Annotated in this window: 24 protein-coding genes; 15 read left to right on the top strand and 9 right to left on the bottom strand. The window is 35.7% G+C overall.

Annotation, left to right across the window (positions count from 1 at the left end; translation table 11 throughout):
• The first annotated feature begins 569 nt into the window (after positions 1–569).
• Positions 570–1034: a hypothetical protein gene (locus F6K15_RS20430; RefSeq protein ID WP_293063690.1), complete on the top strand. Its 465-nt coding sequence runs from the start codon at positions 570–572 to the stop codon at positions 1032–1034.
• A 66-nt stretch (positions 1035–1100) separates the two neighbouring features.
• Positions 1101–1658 carry a glutathione S-transferase family protein gene (locus tag F6K15_RS20425; protein WP_293063689.1) on the top strand — a complete coding sequence of 186 codons (558 nt, stop codon included), beginning with the start codon at positions 1101–1103 and terminating at the stop codon, positions 1656–1658.
• A 654-nt stretch (positions 1659–2312) separates the two neighbouring features.
• On the opposite strand, the gene F6K15_RS20420 is transcribed toward F6K15_RS20425, so the two are convergent.
• Entirely contained in the window at positions 2313–2450 is a 138-nt protein-coding gene (locus F6K15_RS20420; protein ID WP_293063688.1) for a photosystem II reaction center protein K, read from the bottom strand.
• Positions 2451–2792: 342 nt separating this feature from the next.
• A complete protein-coding gene (locus F6K15_RS20415; RefSeq protein ID WP_293063687.1) occupies positions 2793–3422 on the bottom strand; it encodes a DedA family protein in 630 nt (209 codons plus the stop codon).
• 906 nt (positions 3423–4328) lie between these two features.
• Here F6K15_RS20415 and F6K15_RS20410 point away from each other — a divergent pair.
• Positions 4329–4676, top strand: coding sequence for an STAS domain-containing protein (locus F6K15_RS20410; RefSeq protein WP_293063686.1), 348 nt, complete (start codon positions 4329–4331; stop codon positions 4674–4676).
• Between the two features lie 187 nt (positions 4677–4863).
• On the opposite strand, the gene F6K15_RS20405 is transcribed toward F6K15_RS20410, so the two are convergent.
• The 4 genes from F6K15_RS20405 to F6K15_RS20390 form a co-directional block, all read right to left on the bottom strand.
• On the bottom strand, positions 4864–5421 hold the full coding sequence (locus F6K15_RS20405; protein ID WP_375341079.1) for an Npun_F5560 family protein: 558 nt from the start codon (positions 5419–5421) through the stop codon (positions 4864–4866).
• A gap of 409 nt (positions 5422–5830) precedes the next feature.
• Positions 5831–6199: a 30S ribosomal protein S6 gene (gene rpsF / locus F6K15_RS20400; protein WP_293063684.1), complete on the bottom strand. Its 369-nt coding sequence runs from the start codon at positions 6197–6199 to the stop codon at positions 5831–5833.
• Between the two features lie 121 nt (positions 6200–6320).
• The gene (locus tag F6K15_RS20395) at positions 6321–6794 is read right to left on the bottom strand and encodes a Tic20 family protein (protein ID WP_293063682.1); all 474 of its coding nucleotides are present in this window, start codon (positions 6792–6794) and stop codon (positions 6321–6323) included.
• Positions 6795–7624: 830 nt separating this feature from the next.
• Positions 7625–7822 (bottom strand): hypothetical protein, encoded by a 198-nt coding sequence (locus F6K15_RS20390; protein ID WP_124146187.1) that lies wholly within the window; start codon positions 7820–7822, stop codon positions 7625–7627.
• A 47-nt stretch (positions 7823–7869) separates the two neighbouring features.
• Here F6K15_RS20390 and F6K15_RS20385 point away from each other — a divergent pair, with 47 nt between their 5' ends.
• Complete coding sequence (locus F6K15_RS20385; protein WP_293063680.1) at positions 7870–8067, top strand: hypothetical protein; 198 nt, start codon at positions 7870–7872, stop codon at positions 8065–8067.
• Between the two features lie 81 nt (positions 8068–8148).
• On the opposite strand, the gene F6K15_RS20380 is transcribed toward F6K15_RS20385, so the two are convergent.
• Complete coding sequence (locus tag F6K15_RS20380; protein WP_293063679.1) at positions 8149–9015, bottom strand: methyltransferase domain-containing protein; 867 nt, start codon at positions 9013–9015, stop codon at positions 8149–8151.
• Positions 9016–10103: 1088 nt separating this feature from the next.
• Here F6K15_RS20380 and F6K15_RS20375 point away from each other — a divergent pair.
• The 7 genes from F6K15_RS20375 (at position 10104) to F6K15_RS20345 (ending at position 18210) form a co-directional block, all read left to right on the top strand.
• Positions 10104–11435 (top strand): TrkH family potassium uptake protein, encoded by a 1332-nt coding sequence (locus F6K15_RS20375; protein WP_293063677.1) that lies wholly within the window; start codon positions 10104–10106, stop codon positions 11433–11435.
• Positions 11436–12408: 973 nt separating this feature from the next.
• Positions 12409–13107, top strand: coding sequence for a TrkA family potassium uptake protein (locus tag F6K15_RS20370; RefSeq protein WP_293063675.1), 699 nt, complete (start codon positions 12409–12411; stop codon positions 13105–13107).
• Positions 13108–13688: 581 nt separating this feature from the next.
• Positions 13689–14738 carry a homogentisate phytyltransferase gene (locus F6K15_RS20365; protein WP_293063673.1) on the top strand — a complete coding sequence of 350 codons (1050 nt, stop codon included), beginning with the start codon at positions 13689–13691 and terminating at the stop codon, positions 14736–14738.
• A gap of 789 nt (positions 14739–15527) precedes the next feature.
• Complete coding sequence (locus F6K15_RS20360; protein ID WP_293063671.1) at positions 15528–15899, top strand: hypothetical protein; 372 nt, start codon at positions 15528–15530, stop codon at positions 15897–15899.
• A gap of 35 nt (positions 15900–15934) precedes the next feature.
• Positions 15935–16771 (top strand): hypothetical protein, encoded by an 837-nt coding sequence (locus tag F6K15_RS20355; protein ID WP_293063670.1) that lies wholly within the window; start codon positions 15935–15937, stop codon positions 16769–16771.
• 144 nt (positions 16772–16915) lie between these two features.
• Positions 16916–17068 carry a hypothetical protein gene (locus tag F6K15_RS20350; protein ID WP_293063669.1) on the top strand — a complete coding sequence of 51 codons (153 nt, stop codon included), beginning with the start codon at positions 16916–16918 and terminating at the stop codon, positions 17066–17068.
• The gene (locus F6K15_RS20345; RefSeq protein ID WP_293063668.1) at positions 17068–18210 is read left to right on the top strand and encodes a choloylglycine hydrolase family protein; all 1143 of its coding nucleotides are present in this window, start codon (positions 17068–17070) and stop codon (positions 18208–18210) included. The genes F6K15_RS20350 and F6K15_RS20345 overlap by 1 nt, the downstream gene beginning before the upstream one ends.
• A gap of 267 nt (positions 18211–18477) precedes the next feature.
• Here F6K15_RS20345 and F6K15_RS20340 read toward each other — a convergent pair whose 3' ends face one another.
• Complete coding sequence (locus F6K15_RS20340) at positions 18478–18720, bottom strand: transposase (protein ID WP_293063667.1); 243 nt, start codon at positions 18718–18720, stop codon at positions 18478–18480.
• 478 nt (positions 18721–19198) lie between these two features.
• Here F6K15_RS20340 and F6K15_RS20335 point away from each other — a divergent pair, with 478 nt between their 5' ends.
• From F6K15_RS20335 to F6K15_RS20320, 4 genes are all read left to right on the top strand, one after another.
• Entirely contained in the window at positions 19199–19393 is a 195-nt protein-coding gene (locus tag F6K15_RS20335) for a hypothetical protein (RefSeq protein ID WP_293063666.1), read from the top strand.
• 200 nt (positions 19394–19593) lie between these two features.
• Positions 19594–19728 (top strand): hypothetical protein, encoded by a 135-nt coding sequence (locus F6K15_RS20330; RefSeq protein ID WP_293063665.1) that lies wholly within the window; start codon positions 19594–19596, stop codon positions 19726–19728.
• A 528-nt stretch (positions 19729–20256) separates the two neighbouring features.
• Positions 20257–22368: a LodA/GoxA family CTQ-dependent oxidase gene (locus F6K15_RS20325; protein ID WP_293063663.1), complete on the top strand. Its 2112-nt coding sequence runs from the start codon at positions 20257–20259 to the stop codon at positions 22366–22368.
• Positions 22369–23427 (top strand): NAD(P)/FAD-dependent oxidoreductase, encoded by a 1059-nt coding sequence (locus F6K15_RS20320; protein WP_293063661.1) that lies wholly within the window; start codon positions 22369–22371, stop codon positions 23425–23427.
• Position 23428: 1 nt separating this feature from the next.
• Here the strand turns inward: F6K15_RS20320 and F6K15_RS20315 are convergent, their stop codons facing one another.
• Positions 23429–23674 (bottom strand): hypothetical protein, encoded by a 246-nt coding sequence (locus F6K15_RS20315; RefSeq protein WP_293063659.1) that lies wholly within the window; start codon positions 23672–23674, stop codon positions 23429–23431.
• Positions 23675–23917 lie beyond the last annotated feature (243 nt).

Here is a 23917-nt window from a genome sequence, read left to right as displayed (position 1 = left end):
GCAGAAGGCAGAAGGGAAAGTTGCTTATGGACATCAACAACAAGCCACTTTGTGTCTACAAACCCCAAGCCATTTTAAGCGCTGTGTAGACGGTGGGGTATTAAACCGATAAAAGAAAAGATAATTTTTAACTGATCGTTCGGGTCTGTTCTATTACCGAATAATTAAGGTAAAATCCCTCTCCTTTAAAAGAGAAACAATAAATTAATTTCACTTTTGTGTCAATCCTCTCCTTGAAAAGAAGAGGATTGACTAATTATGAAAATTTTTCTTCACAGGAGTCGATTGGATATGGCTCCGAGACCTCGCCATCCCTGGAGCGCTTATTATCCCCTTAAAAGGGGAGGCGCATACCCACAATTTTTCGGTAAATATACTAAGCTTATGGGTACAGCTGTAGTATCTAATATATTTTTAGTCAAAAGATAGACCATAATAACTTACATAAGCTTATTTTTACACAAAATTTTGGTTTGGTCAATTTTAATATCAGATTTTTTTGAGGGCTGAGTTCCCTAAGTTGGTAAAATAAGACTTAGTATCTAAAGAATTAAAAATTAGAATAGCTTATGGCAACTGTTTCTGCTTATCCCAATGCCCCAGATTTATCTACTGATGATTATTTGGTTATTGGTTTGGCAACCTGCTTTATTAAGGAAGATGGTGAAGTTTCTCAAGTAAAAGTTGTTGAACCAATACCCTCAGCAGCTCTCGAAGCTATTGTGAAAGGAATTCCTACTTCATATCAAATAGCTTGTGGGACTACTTTGGGTGCAGTTTTATCTGGGGACACACCCATACTACCTCAAGATTTTCCTCCTGAAGCTCAATTCTCTGATAATTTTGCTTCAAGAGCGATCGCTACTACTCGTACATATAAAATTCACCCAGAAGTTAAATCTTTAATTCCTCTAGGGACTCGCCGTGATGATTTGAATTATTCTTTGGAGCGTAAACGGATACTAAATGCTGAAAATATTGTCAGTTCAGAAGATAATGTGAAGCAACATGAATATACTCACAAAGTTCTTTAATATTTCTGTTAATTTATTTAGGTAAAATTGTAGAAGTTACTGTTCTGAAAAATTAGGTATATAGTCGTGCTAAAACTTTATGGTGGCGCTCGTAGTCGAGCATCAATCGTTCATTGGTATCTTGAAGAAATAGAAGCTGATTATGAATTTATTACTCTTGATATGCAGTCAGGAGAGCATCTCAAATCAGATTTTTTAGAGATTAATCCGATGGGAAAAGTTCCTGCTATTGTTGATGGAGAATTTAAACTTTGGGAGTCAGGAGCTATTCTGTTATATGTTGCAGAAAAATATGGCAAAATGCCTGATTCTTTAGAACAGAAAGCTGAAATTTTTCAGTGGGTATTGTTTGCTAATGCTACTGTCGGACCGGGAATTTTTGTAGAGGCAAGTCGTGAAAAGGAAACTCCTCGTTTATTAACTCCATTGAATAAAATTTTTGAGACTCAATCTTATTTAATGGGTGAAGAATTCAATGTAGCAGATGTAGCATTAGGTTCAGTTTTAGCTTATATTCCTATGATGCTAAAGTTGGATTTAAGTTCTTATCCTCATGTTTTGACTTATATCAAACGTATATCTGAAAGACCTGCTTTTCAAAAGACAATTGGTAATCTATCTTAGATTGATCTAAGTTTTTTTAGCGACGATAATCAAATGATTTTCCAGTAATAAATAAGTAGAAAAAAGACATAAATCAAGAAAAATGATTAGTGTTGCATATTAAATGGAGAATTGGTAATTGCTAATTTTCAATAAGCAATTAATTATTCCCTAAAAGTAGTTTTATCCTCCTATATGCAACACCAAATCACTTTGGAAAACAAATTATCAATAGATGATTGACATCCTCCCCGGCCTAAAGGCGCGGGTATTCCTACCGAGCCGTAGCTCTTCAGCGAGTTGACATCTCACAGGCTGCTGCACCCACCCCTCTTGCTCCCCTCCCGGGAGGGGATGGGGGTGGGTTACGCTTGCCTCCACGTCCGCGCACGAGTCTCGGAATGCCCTCCCGCGACAAGAGCAAAAATTCTTATGGGTGCTTATTTGTGCTTTTAATGAGCAGTTCGCTCCTTGACCTGAAAGCTTCCCAAGTTCAGCTCTCAACTGAAGGAGTTTCGACAAACATCTTCTTTTAATCAGTATTTATGAGACAAGGCGGGTTTATAAACCAATTTTAATATAACATAAAAAGTCATAATATGAAAAGTCGCCCAAGAAGGGCGAGGCTTTAAACCCAATTTTATGGTAACTGATAGCTATCTTTGAGATTAGTATTTATTTAAAACCAACTGCTGCTTGCCACACAAAAGCTAACAACAAGAAGAAAACAGGAATTACTGGTAAAACATCAACTAACGGGTCAAAAACTGAGTAAGCTTCTGGCAGTTTTGCCAATAACATTGCTAATTCCATAAAATCTACCTACCTTTTTCACAAAATTTTTATGATACTTAGTATATCTTAACTTGAGCAATTAACATCAAAACTTATCTCTTCATATCTAAATCTCAACTAATGGAAATATTGGTGTTGCTAAATCCAGTAATTAATATATATTCGAGGGACAAAAACCTTTCAAAATTTCAGGTAGTAAATGAACAGCTGACTAAAGAGCTTATTTATGATTTTTATGATTAATATTAAGTCAGAAGCGATTGAATGGGAAGAAAGAATTGTTGCCCGAATGCAATAGTTGACTAAAAAAAATATTAGATGTTTAACTTGTAACTGAAATGACTTTTCCACCGTAAATTATCAACCTATATTTTCTTTTCCTTTTTTCAAAGACTCTAACCAAATAGGAATCAAAATCCAAGCTACCACTAATACCAAAGCACCCACACCAAATTGTGCAACCCAAGATACTAATTTTTCTAGAGGTACAACTTGTCCCAAAAAGAAGGATAAACTGACCATTGTCAATGCCCAAATAGTCGCTCCACTAGCATTACATAATAAAAATTTCCAGTAAGGCATTTGAGCAATTCCCGCCAAAGGGCCAGCAAAAATCCGTAGTAATGTAATAAACCGACCAAAAAATACTGCTTTAGCTGCATTTTTACTAAACTGATTTTTCGCGTCTATCAGTTTTTCTTCTTTAATCCGAAATATCTGACCTAACTTCAACATAAATGGCCAGCCACCATACTTACCAATCAAATATCCACAACTGTCGCCGAATACTGCACCTATAATTGCACAGCTAAGTACATATCTATAAATTAATTCCCCACTACCTGCAAGAAAACCACCTACGAGTGTCACTGTTTCTCCAGGTAAGGGGACTCCTGCATTTTCGAGGGCTATTCCTAAAAAAATGGCTAGATAGCCGTATTTATGGGCTATTAATTGAATTGTTTCTAATGATACAAATTCCAAGTGCATTATAGGGTAATGTTTAAGCGAACTCAATAGAGTTTATCATTTTTTTATATTTTATTGGGGGATAGTGGTCCTTCAACAATTAATAATTAACAATTACCTCTCTTTGAAAACGGATAGAATTGACGCGGAGCGTGAAAATTTTTTCTTTTATCTTGGTTGATGGTCCGCCAGCGAGGAGACCCGAATAGTGACAGAGCCACTTTGCTTTACATATTGCGGAGCAAAACGCCATTCCTCGACCGCTTTTTTCTCCTTTACAAGGAGAGAGAGGCTTGAAACCTTAATTATTCAGTAAAGATGGTTTTGATGATTGGCCAATCTTGAAAAGCATTGCCCAAAAATTACACGTTACAAAATCTATCCATCATTTCAAAGTTGATAGACCAGTAGTTATATTTCAACAATGAATAATGAATAATGAATAATGAATAATTACCTCTCCTTGAAAAGAAGAGGATTGACTAATAATGAAAATTTTTCTTCACAGGAGTCGATTGGATATGGCTCCGAGACCTGCTCTTGACAGAGCCGCTCCGCTAACGCCATCCCTGGAGCGCTTATTATCCCCTTAAAAGGGGAGGCGTATACCCACAATTTTTCGGTCAAGGGAACTTATTTATCACTCAAGTGGTCTTTATAGATTATAGATAATTCATAAATGTACGCAATAACTTTTAAATATATAACAAAAGTTAACAACTTGCACTATAATTGATAGTAATTATTGTCAATTTTGTATTTTATACAGGAAACTCTATTCCTAGAAAAGTGAATTTCCTGTGTATAGTTACAACTTTTGGATTGTGAATAATTAGGGTGTAGTGAACGATCTTCAATCTAAAGCAACTTATATTTCAGAGCAAAGTCAAAAATTATTTTTTTTCCTTTTAATTAAAGGTGATACCTATGAAAGCTATTGATGTCAGTCAACATACGATTATAATTCCGAATCACCGCTTAGACTTAGCTGGAGCAAATGCGATTAAGCAGGAATTCGTATCTTTACTAGAAAAAAAATATAATCTTTGGATTATTGATATGGGCAATGTAGAGTTTATAGATAGCTCTGGTTTAAGTGCATTAGTTATTGGTTTAAAAAAGGCTCGTGAACATGGCTATAGTCTAGCTATCTGTAGCCTTAATCCCACAGTTAGATTGGTCTTTGAAATTACTCAGTTAGATAGGGTCTTTCAAATTTTTGATACTATTGATGATATTTTTTTAGATTCTCATAAAAAATTACTAACTGCTTAAGTTAAGCAAATTTAAAATTATCGGCTCAGATTCTAAATGTAATAGTAACTGAGCCGTTCTTATAAATTAAAATCAATAGGATTTTATCGCAGTTCACTAATTATAAAAACACTATTCTCTTGAGGTAAAACTTGATAATAATGCTAAGATAAAGTTTGTTACCTATCTCAGCAAATATTTACTTAAATTAAGCATTTCCAAAGGTCGGCATTTCTACAGAAGAACCTGTTTGTCCCTGGCCAAAAGCAGGTAAGTCTAGGCCATTAGCACGACGATTTCTCACTGCTAGACGATAACTAACGCTTTGTAATTCTGCGTGTAATTGACGATTTTCCTTTTGCAAAGTTTCCACTTTCTCAAGTACTTCTGCAAGTCGTTCGGAGAATTTTTGACGATAGACTTCTGGTAGCTCTTGTACTACTTGTTCTAACATTTGGGAGCGGTCTGTTAACTCTTGCACAGAATGGCGTAAATTATATACTTCTGCATCTCGTTCAGCAATTTGTTCTTGATAAAAATTTACTTGTTGTTCAACTTCATTGAGTTGTTCCTTTAAGCTTTGCATTTGAGATTGGTAACTTTCAGGAACTGTTGATGTTGGTACTATACTTGTATTTCCCTTAACTAATCGAAAAAGTTCTTGAGACAATTGTTGAATTAATTGGTCTCGCATTTGTAATTCTTCGTTAAGACGAGATACTTCAAGTTGCAGCTGTTGTGAATTTAACTTTTGCATCTGGTTCACTTTAGGTTGGCTCCTAATTATTCAGTAGTTCTTGTATAATTTTATATTTAGAAATAGTATAGCCTCATAACTAATATAATTAAGGTTTGCTGAAAAAGTCTTTTTAGGGAGTAGGGGAGTAGGGGAGTAATTTTTTTGCCCAACTCTTGCCCAAAATGTGTTCCATGCCTGAGCATGAAGAGCTGAAAACCAGGCACTTTTTTCGCTCTAAAAAGCCGAAAACCTTTATATGCAAATGCTTTGAGATTTAATCAGCAATCCCTAATTAATAATGTATGAGGAAATAGGAGAGTAGTCTCCCCTATTTGAGATGCTCAAGTTCTACTTTTTTGTTGAGCTTGCCTTTTTTGGGTGAATCAAAACTCTCAAATCTTTTAGTCCAAATAATGTTGGCTGCCGTGAAATATTACTATTCCACTGATGCTGCTAATGGTTCTGGTTGATCTTGAGTATCTGGTGTAGTAGTATCTGGTGTCGTGTTTTTGGGTACTTCCTGTTTAATCGTTAAGTAACGAATAACCTCTTCACTCAAACGCATTGCCCTCTCCAATACAGCTATTTGAGTGGGAGGACCTTGATAGTTCATCTGAATATATGTACCTTCTCGATGATCGTTTATCTCATAAGCTAAACGACGCTTACCACGATGTTGAATTTCTAGGTCGTAAGCGCCCTGTTCCTGCAATAAATCTTTATATTTTGCAATTGTCTGTTCTACCTGTTCTTCAATCAGGTCTGGACGCAGAATATACATTGTTTCGTAAATGAATGGTTTCATGGAAATAATCTCCTTTTGGACTACATGGCTTCTAGCAAATTTTATGTAGAAGCAAGGATCTTTTATCTTACAAAATTTTCACCCGCATTGACAAAATAAAGGGTGTGAGTGTGAAAAAAATTTAGCGCACTTGCATATAAACAGCTTCAGAAATAGTAGGTATTTCTGCGTAGCGACCCATAACTGATTGAACTACTGCATAGATAAATGATGCTAGAATTCCAATGAATATCATATTAGAGAAAGTTTCCAGAATAAATCCTCCTAAACTTGCTCCCAAGATTTGCAGAATTAGACCACACAAGATTAAAATAATATCCAGTAAAATTGCTTGCATGGTATTGAAACGAATAAAGTGAGATATATTTTCATTTCTCACAACTAACAAGAACAGAGCAAAGAAAACTATTAAGCCAAAGAAGGGTATACCTCTATAAATCTGTAATAAAGGGGCTAGAAGAACTGGTATTATCTGTATGGGAGGGAACTGTTGAAATAAATATCTCCCATATACTAACCCATCTAGCAAGGGTAATAGGTAAGGTAAGCTAGCAAAAATTCGGTCTTGAACAGTTGTAGAACCACGCCAAGTCATTGTCAAATACTCCTGAGTTTGATGATAATAAGTACATATAAATTCAGGATAGCGCAGTAGTTAGATAACTTCAGCCCTGGAAAGTGTTTTGTGGCCTAAAAAATCACTAAACTTTCAAATTTTAAGTAATTTTAAGGAAAAAAGAAAAATACTTTCTTTGGGAAAAAGTAAAAGGTAGGCCTTTCCTGACTCTTAACTCAAGTTCCAAGCACAAGTGCCTAGTGTTTCACTATAATTAGGTAGATAGTCACCATCTAAAAAATGATGCAATAGAAGGAATACTTGTATGACTCTACCTGTTGGTGTCTCTAAAAATATTATTCTATATTCTTCAAATAAGTAGTCCTAAATAATTGATCAAAAAAACAAAAAAGTAGATAATTAAAGTGTTAAGTGTTTAAAGCTGTGTTTTGCTCACTAATTAAGATATTTTCTACGCAACTCAAGTCTGAGCGAACTATTTTGTTGACTTTTAAGCTATATTTAAATTATTAGCTTCAAGGGTAAACTCACTATTTTAATCTACTTTTAATTTTCATCCTTACCTTTGTTTTAACTATGCTACTTGTCTTGAGGCGATCGCTTAAAATTTATAGCGATCGATCTGTTGACTATGCGCTATATGTAGTGTCTTTGCGTAAGTCCTGAACCTAATAATTTTTTGTGATTTTTGTAATTATATGAAATCCGATTATACAATTATCGCAAAATTACCTACACTCAATGTAGACCTTTCACCGAATACCTCTAGATAATTCCCATGCAATTCTTCTTTTCTCCTGAGTCCTGACTCCGAGGGCGATACGATAACTAATTATCCAGATTCTATATTATTCTATACTGGCAACGCGGAAACCCATTTGACACTCATACTGATCTGCTTGAGTATCTGATAACTTAGGAACTGGATGACCACAACGTAATTGACCACCTTTCCATCGGGGTTGACCACTTCTATCGGCTAACAAACAACTTTGACAAACTTGTTGAGGGGCAACTAGCTGATTTTCCATTAAAATAACTAACATAAATTACACCTCCAGGAATATCCCATATGGTGTATCTATTGTAAGCGATGATTATAGCAGAAGCAGGTATATTGGTACAGAAATTAACATTTACTGAAGATGCAGTGATGATATCGGGAGAGAAGGAAAAGAATAGAACAGAAAAAGAGGACTTAAAATACAGTAAGTTAATGATGAAGTCAAAACTCAAAAATCAAAAGTCAAAAGTCAGATTTTATCGGCTCGAAACTTTAATCTCATCATAATTTCAGGAAATTATTTCATCTCTAAAGTATAAAAGTTTTGACTCACTTCTACTGAATTTAAAAAAAATTTGTAGTAATTAACTATTTATTTCCCCGCAATAGACCAAATTTTATTAATCCTCTTTCATATCCACTACTCATTAACTCCAGGGAAAGGGCGGCTTGAATTGTTGTCCAACCACTAAAGAGTAAATTCATAATCACTTTAGGGTCAAAAGCTGATTCAATCACAACATCCCAGAAAGGAGCAGCAGCAGTTGACCAGTCCGCAGTGCAAATATTTTGAAAGCCGATATTTTGGGCGATCGCTTCATATTCTGGCAAAGAAATAACATAAGGCAGAGCATAGACCCGATAAATTTCGGCTAGATGTCTCCTTTCATCGTCAGTTAGTTGTCCATTAAGGCCGCCAACTGGACGATGGCACCAAGTAGCCATAATTATACTTCCACCTGGTTTGAGGACTCTATAGCATTCTTGCAAAAATTTCTGTTTATTGGGCATATGTTCTCCACTTTCGAGAGACCATACTAAGTCAAATGATTCATCAGCAAAGGGCATTTCTAAAGCATTTGCCACTATAAAATTAGTAGATTGACTTAAGTTGGCTGCATCAGCTCGTTCTTTGGCTCTTTGGGCCTGGACGGGAGAAAGGGTAATACCTGTGGCAGTGGCATGAAATTTTTCGGCCAAGTATAGTGTACTACCGCCAATACCACAACCGACGTCCAGGATAGAGGTGGGAGGCCAGACACTTGATTTTTCATTTAATGCTCCCCATTGAAGTAATTCTTCAATCATGTCTATTTGAGCTTGTCGTCTATTTTTTTTCTCCTTACCATCTTGTCCATAATGGCCATGGTGCATATGTTCGCCCCATGCTTGTTCCCAAAGACTGGAGGAAGCATCATAGAATTGTTGAATCTGTTCGATTAAGGTTGAGGTCATAATTGTTAATTAATTAAGGTTGAGGATTTATTTTCCTGAACTATTATATATGGCATTCCTAAATGATTTGTGATAATTTTATTGCTTCGATGTTTATCATTCCCAGCTCGGGTTTTCCCTGTTCCCTGTTTCCTAAAATCTACAATATCTCACAACTTAAATAAGATTGCTATGTTTAACACAAAAGTCAAAGGTTAAAAGTTATTTTGTTATAAGCATTCAGCTGTCAGCTATTAGCTAGCCTCCTATGGTCGGAACTGCGAACTTCAGCTATTAATTTTGAGTAAGATAAAAGCAACCTTTAAAATTGAGAAAGAATAAAAGTTATTGGCAAAGTCCCCTTCCTAAACCTTAGAGGTAATTACTCATTACTAATTACTGACAACTGACTGCTAATAGCTGTTTGCGCAGCATTCCGCAGGAAATGCTTACATTTTGTTTAGCAAAAAAAGTTTAAGTGTTTGTAAGTTTAGGCGGTAATTTATGCCGTTATTAAGGTGAGTTTGTGTAAGTTATTTGTGATTTAAATAAGGTAAGTATTCAGCTTGAGGGCAGTCAGCACTTTAGCAAATAATGAATAATTATTTCTAAGGTTGAAGGAGTGTAGATTGTCATTGATTAATGAATAATGGATAATTACTTCTCCCTTTTAGGGAGAGGATTGACCAATAAGGAAAAAATTTATTTTTTTCCTCTTGAAAGGGGAGGGTAATAAAGCTGAATTGTTTAATTATTTAATTATTTAATTATTAATTATTCGGTAACTTTTAATTATCTCTCAATTTTTCAATTGCTTTTACCGAAAAATTAAGGTATGAAGCCTCTCCATTCATGGAGAAAAAAGCTGTCGTTAGCGGAGCTTCCCGAAGGGTGGGATGGATGGGTTTCCTAACCATATCCAATCGACCAAGAGAAGACAAAAAATTCTTTTAGCCAATGGTCTTCTTTATAAGAAGAGGTAATTATTAATTATTAATTATTAATTGTTAATTATTAATTTTTGAATTTCTCCTCTCATCAATAGTTGATGGCTGAATGCTGACGAAGTAACTCGTCTAAATTTTAAATATACATACTAAAAATTTGAAATGAGTGTAGCTAGAACTGTATGTCAAGGTTTTATTGCTGTTATTATTATTGGTGCGATATTACTCATGTTACCTATTTCTATGAGTAATGGGAATTGGAGTCATCCTGTGACTGCTTTATTCACAGCAACTTCTGCTGTTTGTGTGACGGGACTTTCTGTTGTGAATGTGGGAGAATATTATTCGTTTTGGGGGCAATTATTTCTATTGTTATTGGTTCAAGTTGGAGCTTTGGGTTATATGACTGCTACAACTATTCTTTTGTTGTTGCTTGGTCGTAAATTTCGTCTTCGAGAAAAAGTTGCTCTTCAGCAATCTTTGGAACAGGTAGGGTTAGCTGGTGTAGAACCTTTAATTAAGTCTATTTTGGCTACAACAGTTGTGTTTGAATTGACTGGTATTTTGTTGCTTTTGTTTGTTTTTGTTCCAAATTATGGGTTTAAAGATGGTCTTTGGCATTCTATTTTTCATAGTATAAATGCTTTTAATAACGCTGGCTTTAGTTTATATACAGATGGGTTTATTAAATATGCAAAATCTCCGTTACTAAATTTGGTTATTACTGGCTTGATTATATTTGGCGGATTGGGTTATCAAGTGATTATGGAAATGTATTTATGGTTTAAAAGTAGTTGGCAAAAAGAGCAAGTTTTTCACACTTTTTCTCTACATTTTAAAGTGGTTACTAATACAACTATTTTTTTATTGATTTTTGGTGTTATTACTTTTTTTATTGCTGAATTTAACAATCCTCAGACTCTAGAAAGTTTAAACTTAGGGCAAAAATTAATTGCTGTTTGGTTTCAATCTGTTACTACTAGAACGGCGGGTTTTAATACTATTGATATTGGGCAATTGACTGATGCTGGTTTATTTATCACTATTGCTTTAATGTTTATTGGTGCAAGTCCGGGTAGCACTGGGGGGGGTATTAAAACTACAACTTTTAGAATATTATTTAACAGTACAAAAGCAGCTTTACAGGGTAGGGAAGAAGTTTTATGTTATCAACGTAAGATTCCAGTGATAGTTATTATTAAGGCTATTGGTGTGGTTTTTGCCTCAGCTTCATTAGTGGCGATCGCTACTACTTTAGCTGCTTTTGCTGACCCAGAATTAGAGTCAATTCAAGTTTTTTTTGAAGTTGTTTCTGCTTTTGCTACAGTTGGTTTATCTACAGGTATTACTTCTAATTTTACAATTCCAGGACAGTTAGTATTGATTTTAACTATGTATATAGGTAGGGTCGGTGTCTTACTATTAGTATCTACTATTTTTGCTGAAAAAAATCCTAGTGTGGTTCAGTATCCAGAGGAAAATTTATTTGTATAGCAATTCTCGTATTGGTGAGTTCAATAATGAATAATTAATAATGAATAATTAATAATTACCTCTCCTTGAAAAGAAGAGGATTGACTAATAATGAAAATTTTTTTTTATTATCCCCTTAAAAGGGGAGGCGCATACCCACAATTTTTCGGTTAAAAATTCGTTTGTTTTAGGGAGTAGGGGGTAGGGAGTAGGGAGTAGTAACTCGAGAAACAGGGGATAGAAAAAAAGCAAAACAATTCTATCCCACTAATTTGAGAAACGCTATATAATTGTTTGAGTTTATCCAAGCAAACAGCTATTAGTATTTCCTACGGAATGCTCCGCAAACAGAATTTTCGTTTGTCATGCTGCGCAAACAGCTTTTTAATTAATGAAGCAAGCATTTGCTTAACTTCTACTACATTTTTAAACAAAGAATTGAAGCACAAAAAAAATTAGCTTAAATTGTCCACTAAAGCTGATAGCTGACCGCTGTTTGCGCAGCATTCCGTAGGAAATGCTTACTTATTCATGCTAAAGTAAAAAATACAGCTAAAAAACTAGGAGAATAAAGTTAGTTAATTGTTCAAAATTTTTCTCAGTATTGGTAAAATTTGAAAATAAATATTTGGAGGCAACGTTGTGTTTGCTATTGTAAGTATTCAGCACTCAGCTATCAGCTATCAGTTATCAGTTATTATCTGAAAAGGATAATTCAAAATTATCTTGATGCAGCATTCCGCAGGAAAGAAAAAGGTAACAAGTTAACCTTATACCAAATTGAAATGAAGCTGTATAGAATAATATTTCAAGCAGAATTGACCACAGATAAGCGTAGATAAAGATAGATTGATTTAATGAATTTCATCATTCTATGCAACCTCATATCAAACTGGTTTAGTAAGTTATTACTTTCAAAAGCTGTTTGCGTAGAATTCCTCAGAAAATGCTTACTTGCTATTTACAATATAGAAGCTATAACGTTGAATTTTTAGTGAAATTATCGTCTTGGAATTTTTGGCAAAATTTAAAATCTGAAACTAAACAATTTGCAGTAATTGGTTTGGGGAGATTTGGTAAAGCAGTATGTTTAACTCTGCATAATTTAGGCTATGAAGTTTTGGCTATTGATAGAGAAGAAAAAAGAGTAAATCAAGCTTTAACTGACAAAATATCTTCCCATGCTTTAGAGCTTGATGCAACAGAAATTAATGCTATTAAACAAGCTGGTATTTCAGATTTTGATACAGTAATTGTCGCAATTGGCAATTATTTGTCGGAAAGTATTATTACTACTCTTAATCTTAAGGAAGTGGGAGTAAAATTTGTAGTAGCTAAAGCTTCTTCAGAGACTCATGTCAAACTTTTAAACAAGATTGGAGCAGACTATGTGGTATTTCCAGAGAGAGAAATGGGTTGCGAACTAGCACGATTATTGAGTAAACCTAGAATACTCGATCAATTTGATATAGACCCAGATCATAGTATCGTAGAAGTTATTGTACCAGAAAAATTTGATGGTAAAACTATTGCTGATTTAGAACTACGGAATAAATATGGTTTAAATTTACTGGCAGTGAGCGACCGAGGTGAAAAATTTAAAATTAATCCGAAGCCTAGTACAATTTTAACTAAAGGAATAATAATGATTGTACTTGGCTCTAATCAAGATATTAATCGGTTGCCAAATTAATGGGTGCATCTCAATTTTGAATAAAGCCAAAAATTTATTGCTTTTAGGCAATAGGCAACAGGCAACAGCTCATCTGGCAACATATAGGAAAAAAGTATTTTTGCAAATACTTAGATGCACCCAAATTAATATTACCGAATAATTAATAATTAATAATTAAATAATTCGCGCCTTGAAGCCTCCCCTTTTAATGGGAAAAAAGTGCTAGGATATTTCCTTATATTCAATTCTGTAACGGTTAAAACCCGAGGTAATTATCAATTATCCATTGTCAATTATAAATTAATGAAGGCGCTTTTCATTTAAGTAGACTACAAAATTATTTTTGCTTAGGGAGTAGGGAGTAGGGAGTAGGGAGTAGGGAGTAGAAAAATGCTTTTATTACCAAAAAAATGTGGTTTAAAGCCTCCCCTTTTAAGAGGATAAAAATAAAAATTTTCCTTTTAGTCAATCCTCTCCTTTAAAAGAAGAGATAATTATTAATTATTAATTATTAATTATTAATTATTGAATGTAGTCTATCTATGTGAAAACTGCTATAAAATTATCGTAAATTAAGAGAAAAATCATTCAAGGTAGTTATGGGAGAAATTTCACATTATCAGGAAGCAAAAATTACAACTAATTTGGTGCAAAAATATTTCCCATGGCTATATAGTTTTTGGAAGTTTGCACGTCCCCATACAATTATTGGCACAACATTAAGTGTATTGGCAATATATCTAATTGCTCTAGGCGATCGCTCTGATTTTTTCAATCAATCTTTTTTCATCTATAGTTTAATTCTGTTATTGGTAACTTGGATAAGTTGTCTATGCGGAAATATTTATATAGTAGGATTGAATCAATTAGAAGATGTGGAAATAGACCGAATTAATAAACCTCATCTTCCTATAGCTGCTGGTGAATTTTCCCGATTTTCTGGTCAACTAATTGTGGCAATAACGGGAGTTTTGGCTTTAAGTTTTGCTCTAGTTGGCGGACCTTTTTTATTAGGTACGGTGGGAATAAGTTTAGTAATTGGTACATTTTATTCTTTGCCTCCTATTAGATTAAAAAGATTTCCTTTTTGGGCAGCGTTATGTATTTTTACTGTGCGGGGAGTAATTGTTAATCTAGGGTTATTTTTAAGCTTTGTTTGGGGATTAGAAAAAGTTGAGAAAGTTTCAGGAAGTTTGTATGAATGGATAGAAGGAGTAGGTGAAATAATTCTCCTCAAAAAAATCTTGGTAATTCCAGAAATTACTCCCACAGTATGGGCGCTAACTTTGTTTGTGATAGTCTTCACTTTTGCTATTGCAATTTTTAAGGATATTCCAGATATTGAAGGAGACCGTAAATTTAATATCACTACATTTACAATTAAATTAGGAACATTTACTGTATTTAATTTAGCAAGGTGGGTATTAACAATTTGCTATGTTGGTATGATTATATTTGGTATGACTTGGTTGGCAAATATTAATTTGATTTTTTTGGTAATAAGTCATGTATTAGCTTTGGGTATAATGTGGTGGCGTAGTCAAAAAGTAGACCTGGAAGATAAAAGAGCGATCGCTGATTTTTATCAATTTATTTGGAAACTATTTTTCCTAGAATATCTAATTTTTCCGATGGCTTGTCTTTTTTAAGCATTCAGCCGTCAGCCATCAGCTATCAGCTATTGCTTTTAGTTTAGGATAAAAGCTTTATGAATTGTCTTACTGCAAAAGTTGCCTTCCTTTCTCTTAAAGTCAGTTGTTAATTTAAACACTGTCCAATAACATAGAGTCTTTTTGCTGATAGCTGACAGCTAATAGCTGAATGCTTACTGTCTTTTTTAAGTCAAAAGTCAAAAGTCAAAAGTAAGAAAGTTGATAATTTTGGTAAGGTACACACATCGCATCTTTTGTAAGTCAAAAGTCAAAAGTTAAAAGTAAGAAAATTTATAATTTTGGTAAGGTAGATACATCGCGTCTTTTTTAAGTCAAAAGTTAAAAGTTAAAAGTTAAAAGTAAGAAAGTTGATAATTTTAGTAAGGTACACACATCGCGTCTTTTTTAAGTCAAAAGTCAAAAGTTAAAAGTTAAAAGTAAGAAAGTTGATAATTTTGGTAAGGTAGACACATCGCGTCTTTTTTAAGTCAAAAGTCAAAAGTCAAAAGTCAAAAGTAAGAAAGTTGATAATTTTGGTAAGGTAGACACATCGCGGGCAAGATGCCCGCACTGGGAATATTTAATTTTTAATATCTGTATTTCTTATGGGATAGGTTGTCTGAGAAGTCCCATTTACTACATCCAAGCCCCCGCGCATCCCCCAAAATTGGGGGAATTTTAGAAGCAAATTGACTCTTATTCCCCCCAAAGTTGGGGGGTTAGGGGGGCAAAATTAAGTATCAAAAAACTTTTCAGACATCCTCTGAGGAATATGCTGTATAAATCATGCAATTACTGATTTTATTTATTGGTAAAAATGAACAATTTGACCAAAATAAACTGGTAGATATTGTTAAAAACATCCCAGGAATTGAAAATATTCGAGAAGGAGAATTTGTCGGTTCTATCCTAGAGTTTGAATTTAGGGAGGGAGAGGATTTTACCACAGTGCGTTTGAGTGGTGATCGCGAAACTATTAGTATTTCTGAGCTAGGAGATGCTAGTTTAAAAATTGCTTTGTCAATTCAAAAACGCTATCCTCAACCAATTATCACTGTGGATTCAGATTACTGTTTCGAGCTAGTTTTAGATAAGATAAATTCGCTGGAGCAAGTGCGTCAAAAAATCTTAGAGTCGTCTTATCAAACAGTCAGTTAAGATTAATATTTTGAGTAATATCGTCGTAGAAAATAATGTACAAAACCCAAGCAGCAGATACAACAATAGAAGCTGAAAAAATCTGGTTTGAACTCATAGGTAAAATGCCTATAGAAACGAGAATAATGCAACATCATAGAGCATCTATTCAGTCACAACAAATCTGGTGGGATTTATTTAAACAGCAACATAATAATTTAACCAATAAACAACTAAAAATAGAGTATATAAAATTAAAATTAGGAGAGCAATATTGCTCAATAAATAAATTAATTGATAAGGATTTTATGATTGTTTCTGAAATAGATTTAGTTGTAAATCTTGGTGAAATATTAGATAATTTGAACATTCCTTACTATTTAGGTAGTGGTCTTGCTAGTTCCTTCTGGGGAGAACGGAGACAAACAGAAGATGCTGATATAGCAGTAATTTTAGAACCAGAAAAAGTACAACAATTAATAGCAGCTTTAGCAACAGAATTTTATGTAAGTGAAGTTGCTATAGATGATGCTATGAGGCGTAGTACTAATACCTTTAATGTTATTCACACAGCATCAGTAATCAAAGCTGATATCTATCCTATTAAACAATCTAATGATTTTGATTTGTCAGCAATGTCGCGCCGGAAACAAGTGCAACTATTTTCTACAAATAAATTGATTTATATTGTTTCCCCTGAAGATATTGTTTTACAGAAATTAAGATGGTACAAAATTGCAGATAATTATTCTCAAAAAAAATGGCGCGATGTATTAGGAGTTTTAAAAGCTAGACGAAAAATATTAGATTTTAACTATTTGAAACTGTGGAGTAATTATCTAAAATTAACTCCAGAATTAGAAAAAGCTTTTGATGAAACAAACTTGACTTGAGATTACTAAACTAGGAAACTCTATATTCACCTTTAAGTCAAAAGTCAAAAGTCAAAAGTAAGAAAATTTATAATTTTGTCTGACTTTTAACAACTAAACTACATTCAGAGTCAGATGAATCTATAACCAGGAAAAGTATATATTGTGGAAGCTAGACCTGGAAATAAAGAATATTTGGCTGTCAAAGTACATTCCCTAATTACTCGAATAAAAAAATTAGGTATAACTACTTGTTGTATTCTGCGCAGAGAAGAAAATATTATTTATTGTGTACAGCATCAAAAATTAGCTGAGTGATGAAAAACATAAAATCAATAGTGCTGACATTGGCTTTAGCCTTTCTGTTTTGTTTCATTAGCCTAATACCTGTTGCTTACGCTTGTACAGGTATCACCCTAACAGCAGAAGATGGCGCTATGGTCTATGGTCGAACACTGGAATGGAGCTCATTTGATTTTAAATCTCGAATATTGCTCCTGCCCAGGGGCCATGAGTTTGTTACTGAACTCTCTGATGATGAGAATGTCCATTTACCTGGTATAAAGTGGACTGGCAAATATGGAGTAGTAGGATTAGATGGTCTAGAGAAGCCAATTATCCTTGATGGTATAAATGAAAAGGGATTGGCTGCCGGACTCTTTTATCATCCAGGCTTCGCTGAATATATAGATTATGATCCAACCATCGCAGACAAGTCAATGGCACCCACCGATGTTGGCAACTATCTTCTTTCCACTTGTGCCACAGTAGATGATGTCCGTGAGGCAATAAACTCGATCGTAGTGGTAAATGTTGTGGAACCAGCTCTTGGGATACCTGCACCAGCTCACTTGATGGTTAGCGATCCTTCAGGCGAACAGATCGTCATCGAATGGTCACAAGGCAAACCAAAAATCTTTGATGCGGAACTAGGGGTTATTACGAATGCCCCAACATATGACTGGCATATTACTAATTTACGAAATTATGTCAATATATCTCCTGTAGCTCTTCCAGATCAGGAAATTGGCTCAATTGATTTTAGCCCATTAGGTGGCGGTAGTGGAATGATTGGGCTTCCAGGAGACTTTACACCTCCATCACGTTTTATCCGTGCTGTTGCTTTTTCTCAAACTGCAAGAGAAACCACTGACGGACCTGAAACGATGTATGAATTATTTCGTATACTTGACAATTTTAATGTTCCCCTTGGAGCATCTGAGGGAAATGACGATATAGACACATCAGGTATGCGGAGTTCAACCCAATGGACAACAGCTCACGATATCACAAACAAGGTAATCTATTACCATACTCAAAACAACCGTCAAGTCCGCAAGGTTGATGTTGGTAGCTTAGACTTTGAAAGTATTAGTGATATACAGACTTTCCCTCTTGATCGGCGGAAGAAGCAGAAGATAAAGGATCGGACTCCCAGGAAGCTTAAGGTTTCATCCTAACTTTAGGCAATGCTTTTAGATTTTAAATTGAAGATTGAAAATTGAATAAATAAGGAATGAGGATTTTATTATCTATACAAGTTAAATTTCTTAAAGTCCATACTATTTGAGTTCTTTCAAAAAATTCTGGACTTTATTGAATCCTCATTCCTAAATATTGGGATCTAAACAAGTCCCACTATGTGACATACTCCCACACCCTCGCTGACGCTATAGTGTTGGCTTCTCATTTCTCAGTCCCGGTATCCCGTCGGACAAGCGCGTGCTTTAAGGACGTCTGGGCCCTACCGCCCTGTGTTTTACATTTCTGGCAGCATTTTGATCGCGACACATCACAATACCATAATGCGGACAGGAATGAACTCTATCTGATATTTTTTTTGAAACCTTTTCACCACAATTTGAGCAATCTTGGCTTGTACCATTGGGATTCACAGCTATTGTTTTCTGCCCAGCTTTCTCAGCTTTGACAGCAAGAATAGCTAGGAATTGTCCCCCAAATCGCATCATTGATTGATTTACTCAAATGAGTTTTAGCTAGTCCTTTAATATTTAAGTTTTTATAAGCAATAACTTCACGTTTTGATAAAAGTTCGTTGGCAGTTTTAATCCGCATAACGGCAAATTTCCGAGATTATAAAACATAATAACACAAGTTTTTTTCAAGACCAAAACTTTGGGATAATATTTGTAAATTAATGGGACATCGAGTCCCATTAATTTACCGCCGATTCAGCTAACTTTTGATACGATCTAGAAATTAAGACCTCTCACCCAAGCTCCCTGTTTTCTTAAAGGGAGGGGGGTTGAGGGGTTATACAATTTTTCAATGGGATTTTATTTTCGATGCTATATTTCTCTCAGGAATTTAGAAATTTGGTATTAGGTTCTTTTTATACATATTGATATTGAGCAATTATATAGTCAGATTAAACAATCTAATGATTTTGATTTTTCAGCAATGTCGCGCCTTCAATAAGTGCAATTATTGTCTACAAATAAACTTATTTATATTGCTTCTACTGAAGATATTGTTTTACAGAAATTAAGATGGTACAAAATTGCGGATAATTACTCTCAAAAACAATGGCGCGATGTATTAGGAGTTTTAAAAACTAGACGAAAAATATTAGATTTTGACTATTTGAGACTGTGGAGTAATTATCTAAAATTAACTCCATAATTAGAAAAAGCTTTTGATGAAACAAACTTGACTTGATATTACTAAACTAGGAAACTCTATATTCACATTTAAGTCAAAAGTCAAAAGTCAAAATTCAAAAGTAAGAAAATTTATAATTTTGTCTGACTTTTCACAACGAAACTACCCCGAAATTTGAGATAAATATCTCGTAACAATTTGAAAAAATAATGTTATAAATTGTGCAATTACTGATTTTATTTATCGGCGAAAATGAACGATTCGACCAAAATAAACTGGTGGATATGGCCAAAAATATCCCAGGAGTTGAAAATATCCGAGAAGGAGAATTTGTCGGATCTATATCTGGAGTTTGAATTTAGGGAGAAAGCTCACACGGATTATGGCACGGATGTACGGATTAAGAGTCTACTACAGTGCGTCTGAGTAGCGATCGCGAAACTATTAACATTTCTGGGTTAGGAGATGCCAGTTTAAAAATTGCTTTGTCAATTCAAATTAGTCATATATTTGAAAAATTTTATTTCAGTGTGTTTTCAATATACCTTCATTTGTTTTGTTAGAAAAAATCTTATATGAAAATGTTAGTTTTATATGAACTTTTAGATGAAAATGTTAGTTTTATATGAACTTTTAGATGAAAATGTTAGTTTTATATGAACTTTTAGATGAACTTTTTTGCTTGCTTTTCTATTGGTTGGAGTTTATTCTAATTATTAGAAGATCTAGAGATTGATTATTATTCTGGTAGTACTGTTTCACTTTTAGATACAGAAAGAAATGCCATTGATAAGTTCTCTTATATAGGTCTTGTTGGATTTTAATTGTTTTTTTATCTAGTTTAAAATCTTCATTGATGAACTACTGTTTATTGTTTATTGAATATGGAAAATCCTAAATTTAGAATTTATCCCTCCATAGGTATTGCACGCCTTGGGAATGGTCCTGCTGAAAAAGACCAGGTCATCTTCAGCCCGGAAATCCCATGGGCAAATCTATTTGAAACAGACAATGAATATTTGACCGATAAAGGCGAGATCAAGAAACAGGCCCAGCGGTTTTACATTTATCAATGTGATGAAGCAGGCAACCCTATAAAGAAGATTGACCCAGCGGAATATGACATTGAGTGGACTGCAGAAGTGGCTAATAAAAAGCCTTTTTGGTACAATTTCAACAACTGTCTAGACCTTTCTATTCAGTTGGAAAACCACCAAAACCTCAGTCCTAATTTTTACGATGAACGCATTGCTCCCGCCATCAGCACCACATACCGCAACCCTAATGTCCTGAATGAAGGTCTGCGCAAACATGGAGGAGAAAATTTCCGGAAGGAATTAGTCAATAGCCCTCCCCCGATAACAGTTTCTTCCCATTGCCCCCGGCAGGAGATTTGCGGTATGTTCCCTTATCCACATCATTCAAAAGATGGTGGAGCCAAAATCAGCAGAATCGCTGCAAAATTGAAGAAGTCTTCTGTAAATGTGAAGTTAGGTACCGTTGAATACGATGAAGGAACCCTGATTTTTTATGGAGCAGACGGCACTTCGGCTTCTTTGAATCCTTCCGATCTGAACACTGATTTTGCCGATAATTCCAATTGGTACGATGATATTTGTGATGGTATCATCACGGCTAAAATTACCCACAAAACTACGAAAAAAAGCTATGATTTGACTGATGCCAAATCCGCTGCTTGGATCGCAACCACTCCGCCAGATTATGCTCCCCAAATCCAGCCCCTTTCTACCCTTTTTGACCTGATCGTAGGGGCAGCAGACGAGACATTTACTCCTGAACTGAGCCTGGTTTTCCCTTTGCTATATCGGCTCTACCGCATGCAATGGGTCAATGCCAGTGATTTCCTTGCCCCTTCTTTCCGGGAAACTATCGATCAACTCTATGCTCAGAATAAATTTCATTGCATTTATTCCAACAGCCCAGAATGTGAGGAGGTTCGCAAACAAATTTTTAACCTGTTTCGGAATCCTATTTACGATTACGACAATGAACCGGTGATTCCTAGCAATCAAAAGACAGACCTCACCCAGTTGGGTACTGAAACAGACGAACTGAAATACCCAACTTATCCCGGGGACGGAATCAATTATCCTGGTAGTCCAGCCCAGTGGTTTGCCATACCTCCTTTTCTCTACGAACAATTGAAACAATGGAGAGACGGCAAATTTACCACTCCACCCGATTTCAATTTTAAGGACATGGATGAAATGGGCTGTTTTTACCAACGTCAATTTCTGGAAGCAGCTCAAGATCCTGCCAGGAGTCCGTTGCTGATGACCAGAGCTGTTCTGGAGACACTGTATGGAGGTGGTTTCCACCCAGGGGTAGAGCTTACCTGGCCTATGCGCCATAATCAGATGTATGCCGAAAACCATCGCATCTATGAATTTGTCAACGAGGGCAAAGAACTCTCCTATGGATTTTATGGTTTATGGGAAGTTCGCATCAATGCTGCCAGTCCAGAACGCAAAAAAGAGATTTTCTACAATGATTTTGGATTTGAAATGGTTCCCTATGATGTCCAGGAATCTCTTGACCCATCCAATCCCAAGCATTGGCTCTGGGAAGCCACTCCTGGAGACTTGACTAAATGGATGGGAATTCCTTGGCAATCGGATGCAGGAAGTTGCCAGACTGTATTCATTGATATGCAATATCCAGTACCTGCTTGGTGGGCAGCTAATTTACCTGTTACCATATTGACGGCTGAAAGCCTCAAAAAAGTCCAGGATCAAAGTCTCATTCCGGAAACCCGCCGATATATTTACGCTAACCGCTTGCCCTGGCTTCATAGCGCCGATACTGGATTTGTAGGTTACCACGCTGAAGCTGGCTACCAGAATGGGTTGATTGCTATGGTATATAAATGGAAAAGCGTTGGTATGGTGACAGGTCGAAAGTCTGAGGTGGGTCCTGAACTCGAAATTCCTGATATCGTCTATGTAGCTTACGACGGAAAAGGTGGTATTCATTAGATGGCTTCGATCCATAGTGATGTTGCGATCGTTGGTGGAGGGATCGCCGGGTTGTGTCTTTCTGTGCTTTTGCAAAGAAAGGGGATTGAATATTTCCTTCTGACAAGAGAAATGCAGCAGAAAGTCATGGCGCTAGCGGAAACTCTGCCACCTTCTGCATTGGCGATGATACAGCAACTTGGGTTGCGGGAGGTTTTTGAGGAAAGTGCTCTGGAAAAAACTTTAGGATATCATTCCCTATGGGGAAGTTCTCAGGTTCAGGATATCAATTTTTATTTCCAGCACCCCTATAATTATGGTTTGAAACTGGACAAACAGTTATTGCTGCACAAATTGGAGGGCTGTTTGGACAGCCACAGGAGTTTGCAGTGCAAGGATTGGTCTTGGAAGGAAGAGGACCGATGTATTCGGGTAAATTCAGTAGAAAAGCCTTTTGATCTATATGGGCAGATTTTTGTGGATGCCACGGGAAGGAAGAAAGCTCTATTGAGGAGACTGGGAATTGGCAGCACGGTGTATGACCAACAGATCGCTTTCAGTTGTCATCTTCCTCGTATCCGACACCCTAAAATCAAGCATGGAGTATTTACGGAGGCATTTGAAGGTGGATGGGGAATTGTATCCAGTTTGGATCAAAGGACTAATGTGATGACACTTTATGCTGAAAAGGGCAGCCCTCAAAGCTTGAAAATGCGGGAATATGATCATTGGCAAACTTTGCTTTCCGAAACACAGATATTGCAAGCTTTTCTGGCTGGTGAAGTTTGGTCTCCAGTCTTTGTATCGGCTGCCAATTCGATTTGCAGTAATGAAATTGCTGGCTCGGACTGGTTGGCTTTGGGCGATGCGGCGATCGCTTTCGACCCCTTGTCTTCACATGGGATAACCAATGCGGTATACACGGCCTGGCAAGCGGCGGAGGCTATTGAAGAGCGCTTGGGCAGCGATTCGGATTTTGCATTGGGAGTCTATTCCGAAAAGTTGCGGAAAATTTTTGGGGCTTACCTGGCGACACGGCAGAGATTTCACAATAATTTGGTATGGAAATCAATGAACTGACTCAGGTTTTTTCCCGTAATATCATGTCCGCGTTGGGTGGGGGTTTGGGAATTTGTATGAGTTGCAAGTTGAGTGATTTTTTGGTGGTGGCGATCGCTCCAACAAAGCGGGCAAAAGAGTCATGGTGGACTAATTGCACGCTTTGTTTGTTTTTGGTGTCGTAGAGACCAAACCCCAATAATTTAAAGAATGCTAGTCTACTTTTATTTGTCTTCTCTGAAAAAGGTTGATTTAGGGGGATTGACAAAAGTTATTTTATGTAGTAAAGCTTAAAAAGCATATATATATTGGGTTACAAAAAAAATATTTAGGGGTTGACATAGACTTAAGTTGGAGATAATTTGGAGATATACGACTTCACTTCAACGTTTGCGGCTCCTTGCTTTTAACATCATTTGAGCGAGAGTTGTTGGTTGGGTTTAGTAGTGGAGAAATCCCACTTTTTACGAGGATATTCTGCTTTTGGTTGGTTTGAGCAATTGCTTGCGCT

It is taken from the genome of Okeania sp. SIO2B3, from assembly GCF_010672525.1.
Taxonomy (GTDB): Bacteria; Cyanobacteriota; Cyanobacteriia; order Cyanobacteriales; family Microcoleaceae; genus Okeania.
Note: the sequence above shows the minus strand (reverse complement) of the source record. Positions and strands in the feature narration are given on the sequence as shown.